This window comes from Nocardiopsis coralli, from assembly GCF_014892575.1.
Lineage (GTDB): Bacteria > Actinomycetota > Actinomycetes > Streptosporangiales > Streptosporangiaceae > Nocardiopsis > Nocardiopsis coralli.
Genome location: NZ_JADBGI010000009.1, coordinates 107,722 through 128,553, shown reverse-complemented (window position 1 = coordinate 128,553; position 20,832 = coordinate 107,722). Strand labels below are relative to the sequence as shown.

The 20,832-nt window shown below is 71.9% G+C and carries 16 protein-coding genes; 13 read left to right on the top strand and 3 right to left on the bottom strand.

Annotated features, from left to right (window positions below; genetic code table 11):
• Nucleotides 1-131: 131 nt before the first annotated feature.
• The 3 genes from IDM40_RS12290 to IDM40_RS12280 are packed head-to-tail and all read left to right on the top strand — an operon-like array spanning nucleotide 132 to nucleotide 5,064.
• Nucleotides 132-1,508, top strand: coding sequence for an MFS transporter (locus IDM40_RS12290; RefSeq protein ID WP_193122106.1), 1,377 nt, complete (start codon nucleotides 132-134; stop codon nucleotides 1,506-1,508).
• Complete coding sequence (locus IDM40_RS12285; RefSeq protein WP_193122105.1) at nucleotides 1,505-3,622, top strand: molybdopterin oxidoreductase family protein; 2,118 nt, start codon at nucleotides 1,505-1,507, stop codon at nucleotides 3,620-3,622. The genes IDM40_RS12290 and IDM40_RS12285 overlap by 4 nt, the downstream gene beginning before the upstream one ends.
• Nucleotides 3,619-5,064, top strand: coding sequence for an FAD-dependent oxidoreductase (locus tag IDM40_RS12280; RefSeq protein WP_193122104.1), 1,446 nt, complete (start codon nucleotides 3,619-3,621; stop codon nucleotides 5,062-5,064). The genes IDM40_RS12285 and IDM40_RS12280 overlap by 4 nt, the downstream gene beginning before the upstream one ends.
• Before the next feature lie 335 nt (nucleotides 5,065-5,399).
• Here IDM40_RS12280 and IDM40_RS12275 read toward each other — a convergent pair whose 3' ends face one another.
• Nucleotides 5,400-6,425 (bottom strand): LysR family transcriptional regulator, encoded by a 1,026-nt coding sequence (locus IDM40_RS12275; RefSeq protein ID WP_216630696.1) that lies wholly within the window; start codon nucleotides 6,423-6,425, stop codon nucleotides 5,400-5,402.
• Between the two features lie 25 nt (nucleotides 6,426-6,450).
• Between IDM40_RS12275 and IDM40_RS12270 the strand changes: the two genes are divergently transcribed.
• Nucleotides 6,451-7,476 (top strand): DMT family transporter, encoded by a 1,026-nt coding sequence (locus IDM40_RS12270; RefSeq protein WP_193122103.1) that lies wholly within the window; start codon nucleotides 6,451-6,453, stop codon nucleotides 7,474-7,476.
• A gap of 69 nt (nucleotides 7,477-7,545) precedes the next feature.
• On the opposite strand, the gene IDM40_RS12265 is transcribed toward IDM40_RS12270, so the two are convergent.
• Both IDM40_RS12265 and IDM40_RS12260 read right to left on the bottom strand, forming a co-directional pair.
• Nucleotides 7,546-8,187, bottom strand: coding sequence for a DsbA family oxidoreductase (locus IDM40_RS12265; protein WP_193122102.1), 642 nt, complete (start codon nucleotides 8,185-8,187; stop codon nucleotides 7,546-7,548).
• Nucleotides 8,188-8,199: 12 nt separating this feature from the next.
• Nucleotides 8,200-8,373, bottom strand: a complete 174-nt coding sequence (locus IDM40_RS12260) for a hypothetical protein (protein WP_193122101.1) — start codon at nucleotides 8,371-8,373, stop codon at nucleotides 8,200-8,202.
• A gap of 326 nt (nucleotides 8,374-8,699) precedes the next feature.
• On the opposite strand from IDM40_RS12260, the gene nirB reads away from it, so the two are divergent.
• From nirB to IDM40_RS12215, 9 genes are all read left to right on the top strand, one after another.
• On the top strand, nucleotides 8,700-11,201 hold the full coding sequence (gene nirB / locus IDM40_RS12255; protein ID WP_193122100.1) for a nitrite reductase large subunit NirB: 2,502 nt from the start codon (nucleotides 8,700-8,702) through the stop codon (nucleotides 11,199-11,201).
• The gene (gene nirD, locus IDM40_RS12250) at nucleotides 11,198-11,563 is read left to right on the top strand and encodes a nitrite reductase small subunit NirD (protein ID WP_193122099.1); all 366 of its coding nucleotides are present in this window, start codon (nucleotides 11,198-11,200) and stop codon (nucleotides 11,561-11,563) included. Before nirB ends, nirD begins: the two co-directional genes overlap by 4 nt.
• Nucleotides 11,560-12,672: a uroporphyrinogen-III synthase gene (locus IDM40_RS12245; protein WP_193122098.1), complete on the top strand. Its 1,113-nt coding sequence runs from the start codon at nucleotides 11,560-11,562 to the stop codon at nucleotides 12,670-12,672. Before nirD ends, IDM40_RS12245 begins: the two co-directional genes overlap by 4 nt.
• A gap of 51 nt (nucleotides 12,673-12,723) precedes the next feature.
• Complete coding sequence (locus IDM40_RS28640; protein ID WP_193122097.1) at nucleotides 12,724-13,791, top strand: protein-tyrosine phosphatase family protein; 1,068 nt, start codon at nucleotides 12,724-12,726, stop codon at nucleotides 13,789-13,791.
• A gap of 252 nt (nucleotides 13,792-14,043) precedes the next feature.
• Nucleotides 14,044-14,763, top strand: coding sequence for a septal ring lytic transglycosylase RlpA family protein (locus IDM40_RS12235; protein ID WP_193122096.1), 720 nt, complete (start codon nucleotides 14,044-14,046; stop codon nucleotides 14,761-14,763).
• 134 nt (nucleotides 14,764-14,897) lie between these two features.
• On the top strand, nucleotides 14,898-18,455 hold the full coding sequence (locus IDM40_RS12230; protein ID WP_193122095.1) for a TM0106 family RecB-like putative nuclease: 3,558 nt from the start codon (nucleotides 14,898-14,900) through the stop codon (nucleotides 18,453-18,455).
• Between the two features lie 210 nt (nucleotides 18,456-18,665).
• Nucleotides 18,666-18,989 carry a hypothetical protein gene (locus tag IDM40_RS12225; RefSeq protein ID WP_193122094.1) on the top strand — a complete coding sequence of 108 codons (324 nt, stop codon included), beginning with the start codon at nucleotides 18,666-18,668 and terminating at the stop codon, nucleotides 18,987-18,989.
• Nucleotides 18,990-18,999: 10 nt separating this feature from the next.
• Entirely contained in the window at nucleotides 19,000-19,536 is a 537-nt protein-coding gene (locus tag IDM40_RS12220; RefSeq protein ID WP_193122093.1) for a Bax inhibitor 1 family protein, read from the top strand.
• Nucleotides 19,537-19,561: 25 nt separating this feature from the next.
• A complete protein-coding gene (locus tag IDM40_RS12215; RefSeq protein WP_193122092.1) occupies nucleotides 19,562-20,785 on the top strand; it encodes a site-specific integrase in 1,224 nt (407 codons plus the stop codon).
• The last annotated feature ends 47 nt before the right edge of the window (nucleotides 20,786-20,832 follow it).

Genomic DNA, 20,832 nt, shown 5'->3' with positions numbered 1-20,832 from the left:
CCCCCTTCACCGCCCCGACCTGCCCCGGGTGAGCCGACCGTTGCGCGCACGTTACGCAAGGACACCCGCACGCAACCCGCCCTGCCTAGGTTCTGAGGCGGCCACCCCACCCGCCCCAGGAAGGCAGACCCGTGCCCCTCACCGACCACCTGCGCCCCGACCGTACCCGGCCCAGCTGGATCAACCACTGGCACCCCGAAGACCCCCACTTCTGGGAACAGACCGGACGCCCCCTCGCCCGCCGCAACCTGTGGGCCTCCATCGCCTCCGAACACCTGGGCTTTTCCATCTGGAGCATCTGGTCGGTCCTGGTGCTGTTCATGATCCCCGAGCACGGCTTCTCCACCACCCCCGAACAGAAGTTCCTGCTGCTGTCCACCGTCACCCTCGTCGGCGCCGTACTCCGAGTGCCCTACACCCTGGCCGTGCCCCTGTTCGGCGGACGCAACTGGACCATCATCTCCACCGCCCTGCTCATCGCACCCACACTCGCCGCCCTGGTGGCCGTACAGAACCCCCAGACCCCCTTCTGGCTCATGATGGCCCTGGCCGCCACCGCCGGCCTGGGCGGAGGCAACTTCTCCTCCTCCATGGCCAACATCAACTCCTACTTCCCCGAGAAAGAAAAAGGCTGGGCCCTGGGCCTGAACGCCGGCGGCGGCAACATCGGCGTGGCCACCGTGCAACTGGTCGGACTGGCCGTCATCGCCCTGTTCACCACCGCCGCACCCCACCTGGTGCCGCTGATCTACCTGCCCCTGATCGCCCTGGCCACCTGGTGGGCCCTGCGCTCGATGAACAACCTCACCCACGTGCGTTCCGACGCCCGCGCCCAACTCTCCGCCGTCACCGACCGCCACTTCTGGACCATGAGCGTGCTCTACATCGGCACCTTCGGATCCTTCATCGGCACCGGCTTCGCCTTCGGCCTGCTCCTGCAGTCCCAGTTCGGCCTGGCACCCATCACCTCCGCCGCCGTGGCCGTCCTGGGCCCCGTGATCGGCTCCCTCATCCGCCCCCTGGGCGGGCGCCTGGCCGACACCCACGGCGGAGCCCGCGTCACCCTCTGGGTCTTCCTGGCCATGACCGCCTGCGCCCTGGCCCTGGTCGCCGCCGTCCAAGCCGCCCACCTGGCCCTGTTCGTGGGCGCCTTCGCGCTGATGTTCACCCTCACCGGCCTGGGCAACGGCTCCACCTACAAAATGATCCCCACCATCCAGCACCAACGCGCCGAGCACGCCATCGCCGCCGGCGCCGACCCCGAGGCCACCCGCGCCCACACCAAACGCACCGCCTCCTCCATGCTCGGCCTCATCGGCGCCGTCGGCGCCCTGGGCGGGGTGGGCGTCAACATCGCCTTCCGCGAATCCTTCGCCGCCTTCGGCACCACCGCACACGCCTTCGCCGCCTTCGCCCTGTTCTACCTGGGCTGCGCCGCCCTGACCCGGTTCCTGTACCTGCGCCCCCACACCACCGCACCCGCCCCCGCCGAGGCCGCCACCCGATGAGCACCACCCACTGCCCCTACTGCGCCCTGCAATGCGCCATGCACCTGGAACCCGGCCCCGACGGGAACCTGAGGGCCCGCCCCGCCCCCTTCCCCACCAACCGCGGCGGCCTGTGCCGCAAGGGCTGGACCGCACCCGACCTGCTCACCCACCCCGACCGCCTCACCACACCCCTCATCCGCCACAACGGCCACCTCGAACCCGCCACCTGGGAACAGGCCCTGGACACCGCCGCCCACCACCTCGACCACCTACGCCGAACCCACGGCCCCGACGCCAACGCCGTCTACGGCAGCGGCAGCCTCACCAACGAAAAGGCCTACCTCCTGGGCAAATTCGCCCGCCTGGCCCTGGGCACCTCACAGATCGACTACAACGGCCGCTTCTGCATGTCCTCGGCCGCAGCCGCCACCAACCACGCCTTCGGCCTCGACCGCGGCCTGCCCTTCCCCCTCACCGACATCGCCACCGCCCAAGTCGTCCTGCTCGCCGGCGCCAACCCCGCCGAAACCATGCCCCCGATGATGGGCCACCTGGCCGCACCCACCCTCATCGTCATCGACCCCCGCCGCACCCCAACCGCCCAACAAGCCCTCGACCACGGCGGACTCCACCTCGCACCCCGCCCCGGAACCGACCTGCCCCTGGCCCTGGGCCTGCTCCACGCCGCCCGCACCGCCGGACACCTCGACCACACCTACATCGAACAACGCACCACCGGCTTCCGGACCACCTGGGCCCAAGCCGCCGCCCACTGGCCCGAACGCACCGAAGAGATCACTGGCGTGCCCGCCCACCACATCCGCGCCGCCGCCGACCTGCTCGGCCACGCCGCCCGCAACCGCTCCGCCTACATCCTCACCGGCCGCGGCAGCGAACAACACGCCACCGGCACCGCCACCGCCGGCGCCTGGATCGACCTCGCCCTCGCCCTGGGCCTACCCGGACGCACCGGCTCCGGCTACGGCTGCATCACCGGCCAGGGCAACGGACAAGGCGGACGCGAACACGGACAAAAAGCCGACCAACTCCCCGGATACCGCCACATCACCGACCCCGACGCCCGCACCCACATCGCCCACCTGTGGAACACCACCCCCCACGACCTGCCCGGACCCGGCCGCTCGGCCACCGAACTCCTGGCCGCCCTGGGCACCCCCCACGGCCCCCGCTCCCTCTTCGTCATGGGCTCCAACCCCGCCGTGTCCGCACCCGACACCACCCTCATCAAAAAACGCCTGGCCGCCCTGGACCACCTCATCGTCTGCGACTTCGTCCTCTCCGAAACCGCCCAACAGGCCCACGTCGTCCTGCCCACAGCCCAATGGGCCGAAGAAGAGGGCACCATGACCAACCTCGAAGGGCGCCTCCTGCGCCGCACCCGCGCCCAGAACCCGCCCCCCGGCGTACGCACCGACCTACAGGTCCTGTCCGACCTGGCCCCGCGCCTGGGCGCCGACCCCCACCACTTCCCCCACGACGCCGACACCGTCCTGGCCGAACTCGCCCGCGCCTCCGCCGGCGGACGCGCCGACTACTCCGGCATCGACCCCCACCACCTGACCGCCGGCCACCCCCAGTACTGGCCCGCACCCCGACCCACCACCACCGAACCCGACCCCGACCGGGTGCCCTCCACACCCCGCATGTTCCTGGACACCTTCGCCCACCCCGACGGCCGCGCCCGCTTCAGCACACCCACCCACCACGGCCCCGCAGAAACCACCGACACCCACTACCCCCTCTGGGCCACCACCGGACGCCTGCTCGGCCACTACCAATCCGGCGCCCAGACCCGCCGCATCAGAGAACTGGCCACCACCGACCCCGAAGCCACCGTCCAGATCCACCCCGACACCGCCGCCCACCACGGCCTGACCCACGGCGCCCGCGCCCACCTCACCTCACGCCGCGGCACCATGACCGCCCGCGTACACACCACACCCACCGCACGCCACGACACCGTCTTCGTGCCCTTCCACTACGCCCACGACCAGGCCGCCAACACCCTCACCCAACACGCCCTGGACCCCACCAGCCGCATGCCCGAATTCAAGGTCAGCGCCGTACGCATCACCCCCGCCCCCGACCCCGCCACGGAAGGACGCCCATGACCAGCCGCCCCCGCCACATCGCCCTGGTCGGCCACGGCATGGTCGGCTCCCGCTTCACCGAAGAGATCACCCGCCTGGACCCGGACGGCACCCGCGTACACCTGACCGCCGTGGGCACCGAACCCGGCCCCGCCTACAACCGCATCCTGCTCCCACACGTGCTGGCCGGACACCACACCGACCACACCATCGCCCTGCCCCACACCCCCGCCGACCACGTCCACATCCGCACCGACACCACCGCCACCCACCTGGACCCGCTCGCCCGCACCCTCACCCTGGACGAAGGCACCCACCTGCACTACGACGAACTCGTCCTGGCCACCGGCGCCCACGCCCACCTACCCCCCGTGCCCGGCCTGCGCGAGAGCGACGGCACCCCCGGACCCGGCGTCAGCGCCCTGCGCCAGGCCGCCGACTGCCACCGCATCACCTCCCTGCTCGAGCCCGGCGCCCCCGCCGTCGTCCTGGGCGGGGGAGTCCTGGGCCTGGAGACCGCCCGCGGCCTGGCCCAGGCCGGCATCCGCGTGCACCTGGTGGAATCCTCACCCTGGATCATGCGCCGCCAGATCGACCGCGGCGCCGCCCGCATCCTCACCCGCCTCTACACCGACCTGGGCGTACAGGTACACACCTGGCGCGTGGCCGCACGGTGGATCCCCGGAACCGGACTGGAACTGGACGACGGCCACGTCCTGGCCGCCGACGCCTGCATCGTCACCGCCGGGGTGGCACCCACCACCGACCTGGCCCAGCAGGCCGGCCTGGCCACCGACCACGGCATCGTCGTCGACGACCACCTGGCCACCTCCCACCCCCGTGTGCACGCCATCGGCGACTGCGCCCGCCACCCCGGCGCCCCCGCCGGGCTCGTGGCCCCCGGATGGGAACAAGCCGCAGTCCTGGCCCGCCGCCTGACCGGAACCGACCCCGGCGCCACCTACACCGGCACCCGCCCCGTCACACGCCTCAAAGCCACCGGCATCGACCTGACCGCCTTCGGCCAGGTCGACACCGACCCCGACCACCCCGACCCCGACGCCGGGGACACGGTCACCGTCACCGACCCGCGCACCGGACGCTACGGAGCCCTGACCGTCACCGGCGACCGCATCCGAGGCGCCGTCCTGCTCGGCTTCCCCGAGGCCGCCGCAACCCTGGCCCAGATGTACGAGACCGGCGCCCCGCCCCCGCAGGACCTGCTCGCCCTGCTGCAGGGGCTTCCCTCGGCCCTGGGCCACAGCCAGGAGGAACCGGAGCAGGACCCGCTGGTGTGCCGGTGCAACGCCGTACACCGCAGCACCATCGAAGACGCCCTGGACCAGGGCGCCACCGACCGGGACGCCGTGGCGGCGCGCACCCGCGCCACCACCGGCTGCGGAGGATGCACACGCCAGGTCCAGGACCTCATCGACGCCCGCCCCGCCCCGGCCGCCCGGTGAGCACCACCCGGGCCACAGACCGGCTCGGCGGCGCCCACCCACCACCCGCCACCAACGCCCCCGACGAACGCCGATCTCTTCAGCGCAGCTGCATACCGAGGCCGGGCCCCGCTGTGTGAAACTGCTGAGCTCGCCAAGCAGCGCACAGTGAGGGGCCTGCTTCCTCGGCCTTGCGGGGCACCACCGGATACGCCCACCCTCACCCTCGAGGGACGTGCGCGGCGCAGTCCCTCGAACGAGGCATTCGGCGCAGGACTCGCCAAGGCGACAGAAGGTGCACACAACACAGGCCCTGGCCCACGGCCGAGGCCGCGCCGGGGGAGAGGTCCCTCTCCTCAGGTGAGCACGTCAGGCCGCCCGTCCTGCCCGATGGGCCCAGGCCGGCTCCGGTGACCGGACCCGGACGGGCCAGGGACCGGATCCCCCGCGGCCAGGGCACGGAAAGCCTCCAGGGCCGCGCGCAGAGGCGGCCCGTCGCTCGCCGAACGCAGAACCGCGGTCACGGTACGCACCGGGGCGGGACGCACCACGGGCACCGCCCTCAGATCCGGCGGCAACAGCACCGAACACAACCCCGGGATCACCGTGATGCCCATCCCCGCCGAGACGAACGCCATCGCCGTCGGATAATCGTGCGCCCGGAGCCGAAACGGCGGAGCGAACCCCGCTGCATGGCACGCCTGCACGAGCCGCGCACGGCACGGCCCGTCAGCGACATCGTTGTCGATCCAGGGCTCACCCGCCAGATCCAACAGATCGATCGCCCCCTCACCCGCACGCGCATGCTCGCGCGGCAGCACCGCGAGGTAGGGATCCTCCCGCAGACGGTGCGCGGTGAACCCCGGCCCCGGAGCGAAACCCTCGGTCTCCACGATCAACTGCAGATCCGCGCGAACACCCGGGTCGGCGGGCAACGCCTCACTCAACCGCAGATCCAGACGCACACCGGGAAAGGCCTCCGAGACACGGCGCACCGCCGAGGGCAACCACGCCGCACCCGCAGAGGCGAAGTAAGCGATGGACAGCGTGCCCGTGCGCCCCGCACGCAGATCGGCCACCCGGGACTCCGCCTCACCCAGCCGCGCCAACACCGCATCGGCCTCGGCAGCCAACACCAGCCCGGCCGGGGTAGGACGCAACCCCCGCCCCACCCGCTCGAACAGCACCAACCCGGTCTCACGCTGCAGCGCCGTGATGTGCTGACTGACCGCCGAAGGCGTGTACGCCAGGTTGGCCGCAGCACCCTGCACCGACCCGCTCGCCACGACCGAACTGAACACACGCAACCGGTGGACATCGAGCATCCCCCGACCATAAAGCCCCACTGAATCGTGCGTAAGGACTATTCGCTGGTCCTTCACCGACCCGCAGCGCCACGATGGCCCCATGACCGAACCACGCCCACACCAGCGGCCCCAACCCGCCACCGCGCCCACATCCACACCCCAGCGCCCCGCAGCCGCGCACGCCGCCCTGCCCGCCCTGGCCGCAGCCGTCACCGTCACCCTGTGGGCCTCGGCCTTCGTCGGCATCCGCGCCGCCGGGCACGACTTCTCCCCGGGCGCACTGGCACTGGGCCGGCTCCTGGCCGGCGCCGCCGTGCTGACCGCGATCGTCGCCGCCCGCGCCGTGTGGACCCGCCGCACCCTGCGCCTGCCCCGGGGCCGACCCCTGGCCGCCACGATCGCCTGGGGTGTGGCCTGGTTCGGCCTGTACAACCTGGTCCTCAACCAGGCAGAACAGCACCTGGACGCAGGCACCGCAGCCCTGCTGGTCAACACCGCCCCCGCACTGGTGGCGCTCTTCGCCGGCCTACTGCTCGGCGAAGGCTTCCCCGGCCGCCTGCTCATCGGCGTCGCGCTCGCCTTCGGCGGGGTCGCACTCATCGCCGCAGGCACCTCCTCAGGGCTCGGCGACACCGCCGGCGTCGCCCTCGGCCTGCTCGCCGCCCTCCTCTACGCGGCCAGCGCCACCGGACAGAAACGCCTGCTCGACCACGTCGACGCCCTGACCCTCACATGGCTGGGCTGCCTCGCCGGCGCGGTCGCGGCCCTGCCCTACGCCCCGCAGCTGGCCGAGCAGACCGCCGCCGCACCGCCCCCAGCCACCCTCACGATGATCTACCTCGGCGTTTTCCCCACCGCCATCGCATTCCTGACCTGGGGATACGCCCTGACGTACGTGACCGCGGGCCGCCTGGCCGCCTCCACCTACCTCTCACCCCCGCTGGTCATCGCCCTGTCCTGGCTACTGCTGTCCGAGGCCCCGGCACCCCTGGCCCTGGCCGGCGGCCTGCTGTGCCTGGCCGGTGTCGCCGTGGCCACCCTGCGCCGCCGCCCCCACCCCACCACCCCGACACCGACGCACCCGGACCAGGACACCCACACCGACCCGGCCCGCCCCAACAACTGACCCCCACCAACACCAACGGGGCGGGGCACACCACACGTGCACCCCGCCCCGCCACAACCCCCGCACCCCTCAGGCGGTCGAGGCCTGCCGGGCCCGCTCCAGCGCCGAGACGAACACCTCCACCGGCTGGGCCCCCGAAATACCGAAAGCCCGGTCCAACACGAAGAAGGGCACCCCGGTACCGCCCAGCTTCTGCGCCAGCGCCACGTCCTCGCGCACCTGGCGCGCGTACTCGTCACTGCCCAACACCCGGCGGGCGAGCCCGGCCTCCAACCCCGCCTCCTGAGCCAGCTCCACCAGCACCTCGGGCTCGGACAGATCCCGCGCCTGCACCAGCTGGGCGCGCAGGAACACCTCGTGAGCGCCCTCGCCCACCCCCTGGTCCTGCGCGGCCTGCAACAGCCGGTGCGCATCGAAGGTGTTGACCATCACCCCGCCGGCCAGGTCGTAGTCCAACCCCTCCTCGGCGGCCACCTGCGTCACCCGCGCCGTCATCTCCTCGACCTGCTCGATGGGCGCACCCATCTTCTTGGCCAAGGAATCGTAGACCGGCTCACTCACCCCCACCGGGAAGTCGGGGTCCAGCTGGAAGCTGCGCCAGCGCACCTGCACCTGATCGGCGCCGGCGAACTCGCCCAGGGCCCGCTCGAAACGGCGCTTACCGATGTAGCACCACGGGCACACGATGTCGGACCAGATCTCGACCTGCACGAAGCCTCCCCCTCAACCGCAAAAACCGTCCGAGCACGCCGGAGCGTCCTCAGAACCCAACGACACCAGCCCCACCACCTCGGCAACCGGCCCGTCCTGCTCCCTCTGCCCGGTCTGCCCGCCCAGGGCCTGCTGCCCGTGCTCGACCGCGTCACGGCCCGGCTCGGCCATGTCCACCACCCTCACTCACGCACTGTGCGCAGCCACGATATCCGCGCCCGGCGCCAGGGCGGCCCGCCCGTGACCAGGAACACGCAGGGTCACGACTCGTTGGGTGCGCGCCCAGCAGGGCCGGGGGAGGGGCGGCCGCGCCAGCCGTCATCGGCACACCCCGGCCCACCCCGGCCCACCCACACCGGGGACCGGACCCGCCCCGACCCTCCACCCCTTCACACCACGCCCACCTGCACAGAGACCACAACGAAACACCCCCGACACCCGCACCTGACCCCGCAGCAACAGCCCACCGGTTCCCTGAGCCCAGAGCCCGCCACCCCAAGGAGAGCACCCCCATGCACGACCTCCTCGTCATCGGCAACGGCATGGTCGGCCACCGCCTCGTCCAGGCCCTGCACCAGCGCGACACCACCCACCAGTGGCGCATCACCGTCCTGGGCGAAGAACCCCGCCCCGCCTACGACCGCGTCGCCCTGTCCACCTACGCCGACGGCGCCACCGAAGACGACCTGGCCCTACCGCCCCTGACCAGCCCAAACACCCGCATCCTCACCGGCCACACCGTCACCCACCTGGACCCCACCGCACACACCGCCACCACCACCGGCGGCACCACCCACCACTGGGACCGCCTCGTCCTGGCCACCGGCTCCGACCCCTTCGTCCCACCCATCCCCGGCCACGACCTGCCCGGATGCCACACCTACCGCACCATCGACGACCTGGACGCCATCACCCGCGCCGCCGCAGGCGCCCGCACCGGCGCCGTCATCGGCGGCGGCCTGCTCGGCCTCGAAGCCGCCAACGCCCTACGCCTGCTCGGCCTTGACACCCACGTGATCGAACTCGCCGACCACCTCATGCCCGCCCAACTCGACCCCGGCGCCGGCCACCTGCTCGCCACCCACATCACCGACCTGGGCCTGCACCTGCACACCGGCGCCGCCACCACCCACATCACCACCACCCCCCAGGGCACCAACCACCTGCACCTGGACAACGGCACCACCCTGGACGCCGACCTGGTCGTCTTCTCCGTCGGCATCCGCCCCCGCGACCACCTCGCCCGCCAAGCCGGCCTCGAACTGGGCCCGCGCGGAGGCGCCGCCATCGACCACACCTGCACCACCAGCCACCCCGACATCCTCGCCATCGGCGAAGTCGCCTCCCACCAAGGCACCGTGCACGGCCTCATCGCCCCCGGCAACGCCATGGCCGACACGGCCGCCGACCACCTCACCGGACACCCCGCCCACTTCACCCCCGCCCGGCCCGCCACCGAACTCAAACTCCTGGGCGCGGACGTGGCCAGCCTCGGCGACGCCCACGCCACCACCCCCGGCGCCCTGGACGTCGTGGTCAACGACACCGCCGGCGGCCGCTACGCCAAACTCGTGCTCTCCGACGACGCCACCACCCTGCTCGGCGCCGTCCTGGTCGGCGACACCACCGCCCTGGCCACCCTGCGCCCCCTGCTCGGCCACACCCTGCCCGGCGACCCGCTCGCCCTCATCAGCCCCAACGCACCCGCACCCACCGCCACCGACCTGCCCGCCACCGCCCAGATCTGCTCCTGCAACGCCGTCACCAAGAACGACCTCACCAGCGCCATCGACCAGGGCTGCCACACCCTGGACACCCTCAAGAACCACACCGGCGCCGGAACCAGCTGCGGCTCCTGCGTTCCCACCCTCACCCGCCTGCTCAACGACGCCGGCATCGAACAATCCACCGCCCTGTGCGAACACTTCACCCACTCACGCGCCGACCTGCACCAGATCGTGCGCGCCAGTGGCATCCGCACCTTCTCCGAACTCATCACCACCCACGGCACCGGACGCGGCTGCCACCTCTGCAAACCCGCCATCGCCTCGATCCTGGCCTCGGCCGGCACCGGCCACATCCTGCAACCCGACCGCGCCCACCTGCAGGACACCAACGACCGCCACCTGGCCAACATGCAACGCAACGGCACCTACTCCGTCGTGCCCCGCATCCCCGGCGGCGAGATCACCCCCGACAAACTCATCACCATCGGCCAGGTCGCCCGCGACTTCGACCTCTACACCAAGATCACCGGCGCCCAACGCGTGGACCTGCTCGGCGCCCGCCTCGAACAACTGCCCCACATCTGGCGCCGCCTGGTCGACGCAGGCTTCGAATCCGGCCACGCCTACGGAAAATCCCTACGCACCGTCAAATCCTGCGTGGGCACCACCTGGTGCCGCTACGGCGTCCAGGACTCGGTCACCCTCGCCATCCGCCTCGAAGAGCGCTACCGCGGCCTGCGCGCACCCCACAAACTCAAATCCGCCGTCTCCGGATGCGCCCGCGAATGCGCCGAAGCCCGCAGCAAGGATTTCGGCATCATCGCCACCGACACCGGCTGGAACCTCTACGTCGGCGGCAACGGCGGCTTCACCCCCCGCCACGCCCAACTCCTGGCCACCGACCTGGACGAGCCCACCCTCATCCGCACCATCGACCGCTTCCTCATGTACTACATCCGCACCGCCGACCGCCTCCAACGCACCGCCCCCTGGATCGAGAACCTCGACGGCGGCCTGGACCACCTGCGCGAGGTCGTCCTCGACGACAGCCTCGGCATCGCCGCCGACCTCGAACAAGCCATGGAAGAACACGTGGCCCACTACACCGACGAATGGGCCGACGTCCTGAACGACCCCGACAAACTCGCCCGCTTCACCACCTTCACCAACGCCCCCCACACCCCCGACCCCACCATCGCCTTCACCACCGTGCGCGACCAACCCGTCCCCACAACCCCCACCGACCTGGGCCTGCCCACCACCCGCCCCCAGGAGGCCACCCGATGACCACCACAACCACCACCCACACCTGGATCACCGCCTGCCCCAGCCACCACCTGCACCCCGAAGACCCCCTCGCCGTCCTGCTGCCCGACCACACCCAACTCGTCCTGGTACGCACCCACACCCACCACCTGCACGCCCTGGACAACATCGACCCCTACACCGGAGCCGCCGTCCTGGCCCGCGGCATCATCGGCGACCACCACGGCCGCCCCACCCTCACCTCACCCCTGCACAAACACACCTTCGACCTGGCCACCGGCCACAGCCTCACCGACCCCACCACCCGCCTCAACACCCACCCCGTCCGCACCCACAACCACCACATACAGATCCACACCCGCCCCGAACAGGACACCCCATGAACCAACCCACCACCCAACCCCTGGCCGGCTTCACCGTCGCCGTCACCGCCGCCCGCCGCGCCGAAGAACTCACCGCCCTCCTCACCCGCAAAGGCGCCCACGTCATCGCCGCCCCCGCCCTGCAGATCCTGCCCCTGGCCGACGACCGCCGCCTGGCCCGCGTCTCCGACGAACTCGCCCACCACCCCGCCGACATCGTCGTGGCCACCACCGGCATCGGCTTCCGCGGCTGGCTCGAGGCCTGCGAAACCTGGGGCACCGCAGAACAACTCAAGACCGCCATGCACCACTCCCGCGTCCTGGCCCGCGGCCCCAAAGCCAAAGGCGCCGTCCGCGCCGCCGGCCTGACCGAAGAATGGTCCCCACCCTCCGAATCCTCCGCCGAAGTCCTGGACCACCTGCTCGACCAAGGCGTCGCAGGACAACGCATCGCCGTCCAACTCCACGGCGAACCCCTGCCCGACTTCACCGCCGCCCTACGCATGGCCGGCGCCACCGTCATCGAGATCCCCGTCTACCGCTGGACCCACCCCACCGACACCACACCCCTGGACCACCTCATCGACACCACCTGCCAACGCGGCATCGACGCCATCACCTTCACCAGCGCCCCCGCCGCCGCAGGCCTACTCACCCGCGCCCACCACACCGGCCACCAACACCACCTCATCCGCGCCCTGAAAAACGACGTCATGGCCATGTGCGTGGGACCGGTCACCGCACGCCCCCTCCAAGCCCACGACATCCCCACCCAATGGCCCCGCCGCGCCCGCATCGGCGCCCAAGTACGCACCCTCACCGAAACCCTGCCCGCGCGCTTTCCCACCCTGCGCGTGGCCGGCCACCACCTACGCCTACGCGGCCACGCCGTCCTGCTCGACGGGTGCGTGCACACCCTCTCGCCCACCCTCATGCGCCTCATGCACGCCCTGGCCCACCGCCCCGGACAGGTCTGCACCCGCACCCACCTGCTCTCCTGCCTGGGACCCGACGCCGACACCCACGCCGTCGAAACAGCCGTCGCACGCCTGCGCACCGCCCTGGGAAACCCCCGCCTCATCCAAACGGTCGTCAAACGCGGCTACCGCCTGGCCACCGACCCCCACTGAGAACGGGTACACACACGGGCGGACCCACCCCCGCCCGAAAGGCCACCCGCCGTGCTCCCACCCGACCCCACCGACGACCGCGCCGCCGGAGCCGCCTGCGCACCCACCGCCGCCGCCCGCCTGCACCAGCGCGACCCCCAACACGCCCGCGCCGTCACCGACCTGGTCCACACCGCCCTGACCGCACCCCACACCGCCACCGACCCGGCCGACCGCACCTGGGCCCACCACCTGCACGCCCTGGTCCACACCCGCACACCACCCCCACCCACCCCGAACTCGGCCGACCCCCGCACCGCCTCACTGCACCTGTTCACCCACACACCCCAACCGCCCCACCACCCCGCCCAGCACACGTTGGCCGCCCACCACCTGCACCACACCCTGACCGCCGCCCGCCAACACCCCCACCCCGACACCCTGCTGTACACCGCGGCCCTGGCCACCGCCCACTGGGGCATCTCCGCCCTGGACCCGCACAGCCTGCGCGCCCTGGGCCACGACCAACACACCCACACCGAACGCGCCCTCACAGCCCTGCACGGCCACCACCCCGACCAGTGGCCCCACCACCCCATCCGCACCCGAGACGACCTGCGCCTTCCCCCCTTCACCACACCCCACCCCCACGACCACGGCGTCAGCCTGGGCAACATCGACCACCTACGCACCGCCCCCACCACACCCACCGCCGCGGTCTCGCTCTGCCGCACCCACCCCAGCGACGCACCCCACCTGGACCCCACCCACTGGGTGCGCCCGTGGCTGCACGACCGGCCCGGCGCCAACACCAACCTCCACCACACCCTCACCCAGGCCGCACAAGCCGTCGCCGACCTGCGCACCGAAGGCCACCACGTGTTCCTGCACTGCTGGGCCGGGGCCTCACGCACCCCCGCCGTGGCCGCCCTCTACGCCATCACCCACCTGGGCGCCCACCCCCGCACCGCCCTGGCGCAGACGATCACCGCCGTGGGCGGACACCTGGACAACCCCTCCCTGGCCCACGCCGTCGCCGACCTGGCCGGCACACCCCTGCACCACGCACACACCGACCTGTTCCCGCAGGGCATGGGCCCGCGCCGCCCCGACCTGCCCCGCCCGCACGAGACCGGGTGAGAAGTTCCACAAACCCCGCCTTTCCGGTAACGTTACCCTCGCGTTACTCATAGGCTCAGCGCTCGGACCCCGTGCGAGTCCTCTCCAAGCGGTCATGCGCACCCCGTTTTCCCAGGTCGCCCTTCCCGCCCGGCCCGGAGACCACCTCCGCCCACAGCCCGGCACGACCACCAGGGGGCACACGCCCACGGCCACGCTCCACAGCCGCCCGGGCCCACCGCTCACCCTGTTCCCGTTCGAAGGACACACCTGATGGGCACACACCGGCCCGACGACGCCCCGGACCAGACCACCACCCTGGGGCCGCGCCGCTCAGCCGCCCGCCACCGCAAGCGGCGCGCACTGTTCATGGGCTCGGCCGTGGGCGCGGCCCTGCTGGTGGGCGGCACCGCCACCGCCGCGGTCATCGCCACCGACACCTCACCCCAGGACGCCTCCCAGGCCGCCACGGTCCCCGAGGCCGCCACCGACCCCCTGCACTCGGCCGCAGACAGCGACCAACAGGACCAGCCCGACGACCAGGCCGGGGGAGAGGACACCCGCGGATCCGGCGCCAACGCCACCTCCTCCTCCCAGGGCGAGGCCGTCACCGAGGACAGCGAACCCACCGAACAACCCCAGGACGACACCCCCGGGACCGGCGAGAACGAAGAATCAGGATCGGGCGCAGAGCCCACCGGCGAAGGCGGCACCTGCGAAGCCTCCTTCTACGGAGACGGCTTCCACGGCTCCACCACCGCCAACGGCGAAACCTTCGACACCCACGCCATGACCGCCGCCCACAAGACCCTGCCCTTCGACACCAAGGTCGAGGTCACCAACCCCTCCAACGGCCAATCGGTCACCGTACGCATCAACGACCGCGGCCCCTACATCGACGGACGCTGCCTGGACCTGTCCACCGCAGCCTTCGACGAGATCATCGGCACCGGATCCGGCGTGGGCACCGTCGACTGGCAGGTCGTCGAATAACACCACCACCCCTGCCCGGGGGCACCCCCACCCCGGGCAGGACCACCACACACCCCACAGACCCACCCCCACCCGTCCCACCCCCGTGACACAATCCCCACCAACCACACAGCCACACCCAGGGGGAGCCGGGCGTGTTCGCCACCACCAACGGATGGGTCGTCTCACCCACCGACCTCGTCGACCAGCTCGAGTGCGACCACCGCAGCCACCTCAAAACAGCCCTGGCCGCCCACCTGCCCGGCGCACCCACCCCCGAGCCCCTCGACGACCTCATCGCCCAACACGGCCTGGCCCACGAACACCACACCCTGCACCACCTGCAGGCCCTCACCCACGTCGAGCACATGCCCGACCCCGGCACCGACCCCCACACCCTCACCCAGGCCGCACGCGCCACCACCAAGGCCATGGAAGCCGGAACCCCCGTCCTCTACCAGGCCAGCTTCTACCACCCCCTCACCCCCGACGGCGCCACCACACCCCTGTGGTTCCACGGCCGCGCCGACTTCCTCATCCGCTCGGACCTGGACACCACCACCGGCCACCTGACCCACGACCCCGACTTCACCTACGAACCCTGGGACACCAAACTCACCCGCCGCCCCACCCCCGCAGCCCTGGTGCAACTGGCCGCCTACGCCCACGCCCTCACCCACACCGGCCACCACCCCCACCGCATGCACCTGCTCACCGGCGACCACCACACCCACACCCTGCCCACCGCCGACTTCACCCCCGTGCTCCGGCCCCTGACCGAACGCCTCACCCACCGCCTCACCCAACCCCCCACACTGCCCACCCCCACCTGGGGCACCCCCCGCCCCGCCTGCGACAGCTGCGGCTACAACACCTGGTGCACCCAGGGCCGCACCGCCGCCCGCCACCTCTCCCTCGTGGCCGGCCTACGCACCGACCAGGCCGCCAAACTCACCGACGCCGGCCTGGCCACCATCGACCACCTCGCCACCGCAACCCCCGACCAGCGCCCCCACACCCTGCCCGAGGCCACCTTCGACCAACTACGCGCCCAAGCCGCACTCCAGGTCGAACAGGACCTCACCCGCACCCCCACCAACCCCCAGGGCACCGTCACCGCCCACGTGCACGCCCCCGACCACCTGGCCGCCCTGCCCGCCCCCAGCCCCGGCGACCTCTTCTTCGACATGGAGGGCTACCCCTACCACGACGAGGACGACCAACGCGGCCTCGAATACCTCTTCGGCGCCACCACCGAGGACCAGGAAACCGAAACCTTCCACACCTTCTGGGCCCACGACCGCACCCAGGAACAACGCGCCCTCGAAGACTTCGTCGACTTCGCCACCGCCCGCATCGACGCCGACCCCGGCGCGCACATCTACCACTACGCCTCCTACGAGGCCGACCGGCTCAAACACCTCAGCTCCGCCTTCGCCACCCGCGAAGAAGCCGTCGACCGCCTCCTACGCGAACACCGCCTCGTCGACCTCTACACCGTGGTCCGCAAAAGCCTGCGCGTGTCCCAACGCTCCTACTCCATCAAGGCCCTCGAACCCCTCTACCTGCCCAACACCCGCGCCGGACAGGTCACCACCGCCACCTCCAGCATCGACGCCTACGCCGCCCACCTGCGCGCCCACACCGACGGCGACCACACCGGCGCCCAGCAGATCCTCGACGACATCGCCGCCTACAACCGCGACGACTGCCACTCCACCGCCCGCCTGCGCGACTGGCTCGAGACCCTGCGCGACCAACACGGCGTCACCGAACGCCCCCTGATCCAACTCGAACTCACCGAAGAAGAAGCCGAACGCGCCCACAAACGCGCCCAGACCCAACAACGCCTGGCCGCCATCACCGGCCCCCTCAACGAACACCTGCCCCCCACCCCCGACCAACGCACCCCCACCGACCAGGCCCGCGCCACCCTGGCCGCCCTGGTCGGCTACTACCAGCGCGAAGCCCAACCACCCTGGCGCGAACACTTCCGCCGCACCCAAGCACCCCTGAGCGAACTCGAGACCGACACCGACTGCGCCGTGCCCCACCGCGTACGCGCAGGGGAGTGGATCGAACCCACCGGACGGCAGAAGAAGGCCCGCCGCGAACTACGCATGGACCTGGACCCCGCCCGACCCCACCCCTTCACCACCGGCCAGTCCGTCCACCTGCTCACACCCACCCGCCCCGGACAAGAACCGGCCACCACCACCGCCACCGTCACCGAAGCCGCCACCGACCACCTGCTCATCACCCAGACCGCCGAGCCCGACGACACACCCCGCACCCGCCCCGTCGCCGTCCTGCCCGGCGCCCCCGTACGCGCCCAACCCAAGGACGGCGCCCTGGAACAACAGGCCACCACCACCGTCAAGGCCCTGCCCCACTGGCCCCACAACGCCGGCACCGACATCCTGCGCGCCCACCCTCCGCGCCTGTGCCCACCCGGACCCCTGCCCACCACCGACGACCACGACGGCGACCCCATCGCCACCGTCCTGGCCGCCACCGACCGCCTCGACCACTCCTACCTGGCCGTACAGGGCCCACCCGGAGCCGGAAAGACCTACCTGGCCGCCCAACTCATCAACCACCTCATCGACCAGGGCCGCTCCGTGGGCGTGTGCTCCACCGGCCACAAAGCCGTCGAGAACGTCATGCACGCCGCCCTGGCCACCGCCCACAACCGCGGCACCACCATCCACGCCGCCAAACGCCCCAAATCCCGCACCGAACACACCGACCACCCCTGGGACGAACCCACCACACCCCAAGCCATGGCCACCTGGCGCCGACGCCGCCAAGAACAGCACGAGCCCCACCTCATCGGCGGCACCGCCTGGGCCATGACCAACGCCGCCATGGTCGCCGACCCCCTCGACGTGCTCATCATCGACGAAGCCGGACAATTCGCCCTGGCCGACACCCTCGCCGCAGCCACCGCCGCCCACAACATCGTCCTACTCGGCGACCCCCGCCAACTCCCACAAGTCGTCCAAGGCACCCACGGCGAAGGCGCCGACGCCTCAGCCCTGCAACACCTCATGGGAACCGACACCGTCATCGACCCCACCCGCGGCTACTTCCTCAACACCTCACGACGCATGCACCCCACCGTGTGCTCGGCCATCTCCCGCCTGTCCTACGACAACCGCCTGCACGCCCACCCCACCACCGCCCAACGCACCCTGACCCCACTCGAACCAGGCGTCTACGCCCACCCCGTCACCCACACCGCCCGCACCACCCACAGCCCCGAAGAGGTCGACGCCGTCCTGGCCATCGCCCACACCCTGCTCAACCAACACCTGCACCCGGAAAACACACCCCTGACCGGCACCGACATCCTCGTCGTGGCCCCCTACAACCTCCAAGTACGCGCCCTACGCCGCGCCCTCAACCACGCGAGCCAACACACACCCGAACTCGCCCACATCCGCGTAGGCACCGTCGACCGCTTCCAAGGCCAAGAAGCCGCCGCCGTCATCTGCTCCATGACCACCTCCGACGCCGCCCAGACCAACCGCGGCCCCAGCTTCGTCCTGGACCGCAACCGCCTCAACGTCGCCCTCTCCCGCGCCCAACGCACCGCCGTGGTCACCTACGCCCCCGCCCTGCGCACCACCGCACCCCGCACCGTCGACGAACTACGCCTCCTGGCCGCCTTCACCGGACTCATCGACACCGCCCGCCCCTGGCCCACCTAGCCCCCCAGGGCGGTTTCGGGCACCGACCCGTGTGGAGTACGTTGGTCACCAGGCGCGCCACCTGCCCCACCAGCACCGGGACACAGCGCGGCGCGCCGGCGCCCCGCGCACCCGCCGGCCCCGCCCGCACGGTACGCACCAGCCCAAGGGCGCCCCACATCCCAGCCGCCCCGGCCCGCCACCTGTGACCCGAAAGGCACCACGGCCCCCGTGTCTGACCGTCCCACCAACCACGGCGGTGGCCACAACACCCGCCACCCCACCGGAATCCGCGTCGTCCTGGCCGTCCTGGCCACCCTCACCCTGATCCTGGGCCCCTTCGGCTACCTCATGGGCCTGGACGCCGACGCCCACGCCGGCTCGGCCGCCGAATGGTTCACCCTCGCCTTCGGCGCCGCCGTCGGACTACCCTTCCTCGGCGCCGCCGTGGCCACCGTCGCCGGCGACCGCAAGGCCGCCCTGTGGTGCCTGGCCCTGCTGGCCTGGCCCATCGTCTTCGTGTCGGCCATCCACCTGCTCTCCCTGGGCGGGTAAGCTCCCGGGCGTGTCACCCAAGAAGCGCAAGCGCAACAAACCCGACCCGCCCGCAGCACAGCCCGAGACCACCGACCGGGCCGACACCGCGACCGAGACCGCCCCGGCCGACACCACGGCCAAGAGCCCGCGCCCCAGCCGCGAACCCGTCCGCGTACCCGACCCACCCGACCGGCGCATCACCGCCCTGTGGGTCGGGCTGGCCCTGACCTGGGCCCTGGGCACACCCCTGGCCCTGGCCAACCTGCTCTTCACCTTCATGGACCTGCAGGAAGCCGCCATGGCCGCCGAACAGGACCCCGCCGCCGGCGAACTCACCACCGTGCCCGGCGACCACCTCGCCAGCCTGGGCACCGCCCTGATCTGGGTCCTGATCCTGGCCCTGGCCGTGCCACTGATCGCCGCGATCCTGGCCGCCTTCCTACGCCGCAAGATCGCCTTCATCGGCTTCACCGTCGCCCTGGCCGCCACCGCCCTGCCCCTGTTCCTGCTCATGCCACCGGCCGAACTCTTCGAAGCCCTGCGCACACACTTCACCGGCCCCTGACCCACCGCGGCGGAAAGACACACCCGTGCACCACGGCCCCCAGGACAGCGACGACCACGACCACCTGCCCGCCCCGGTCCAACACCGCCTCGACCGGGCCACCCACAGCGTCCTGATCGACCCCACCGCCCTGGCGGCCGTGCGCGAACGCTTCGACACCGAACAGGCCCACACCCTGGGCCACTACCTCACCCGCGCCCAATCACCCAACACCCTGCGCGCCTACCGCACCGACTGGAGCCACTTCACCGCCTGGTGCCTGGCCGAACACCGCCAGAGCCTGCCCGCCGAACCCGTCGACGTCGCCGTCTACCTGGCCGCCTGCGCCCACACCCGCACCACCACCGGAGACTGGGCCCTGGCCACCTCCACCCTCGAACGCCGCGCCGCCGCCATCGCCGCCGTCCACGCCGCCCACGGCCTGGACTCACCCACCCGCGCCGACGTCGTACGCACCACCCTGCGCGGCATCCGCCGCACCCGACGCACCCGCCCCCGCCGCAAAGACCCCCTCATCCTGGCCACCCTCGAACACCTGCTCACCGCCCGCCCCGACGACGGATGGCCCGGGGGAGTGGCCCGCCGACGCGACGCCCTGCTCCTGCTCACCGGCTTCGCCGGAGCCCTGCGCCGCAGCGAACTCGCCGCCCTGCAGATCGGCGACCTGCACCTGCGCACCCGACCCGGCAGCACCCACCCCACCCTGACCATCGACCTGGGCGCCACCAAGACCGACCAGGAAGGGCGCCGCTCCGACCAGATCGCCCTACCGCGCGGACGCCACCGCCACACCTGCTGCCTGTGCGCCTACGCCGACTGGGCCGACCTGCTCACCCTGCACCACACCCACGGCCACCAAAGCCTGCGCAACCACCTCGAACACACCCCGCCCCCGCCACCCTCACCCACCCACCGCTGCCACGACCTGCTCACCCACCCACCCCACCTGCCCCCGGCCACACCCCTGCTGCCCACCGTCGACCGCCACGGACGCATCGGCACCCACCCCATGTCCGGACGCGCCGTCGGCGAACTCGTCAAACGCTACGCCGCCCGCGCCGGCCTGAACCCCGACGACTTCGGCGGCCACTCCCTCCGCGCCGGCTTCGCCACCCAGGCCGCCCTCGGCGGGGCCGCCGACCGCGAGATCATGCGCCAGGGCCGCTGGACCAACCCCCGCACCGTGCACGACTACATCCGCACCGCCGACCCCCTCGACGACAACGCCGTCACCCGCCTGGGCCTCTGAGACCGGCCACCATCTCAGATCACCAACAAACCCACCCGCACCACCCG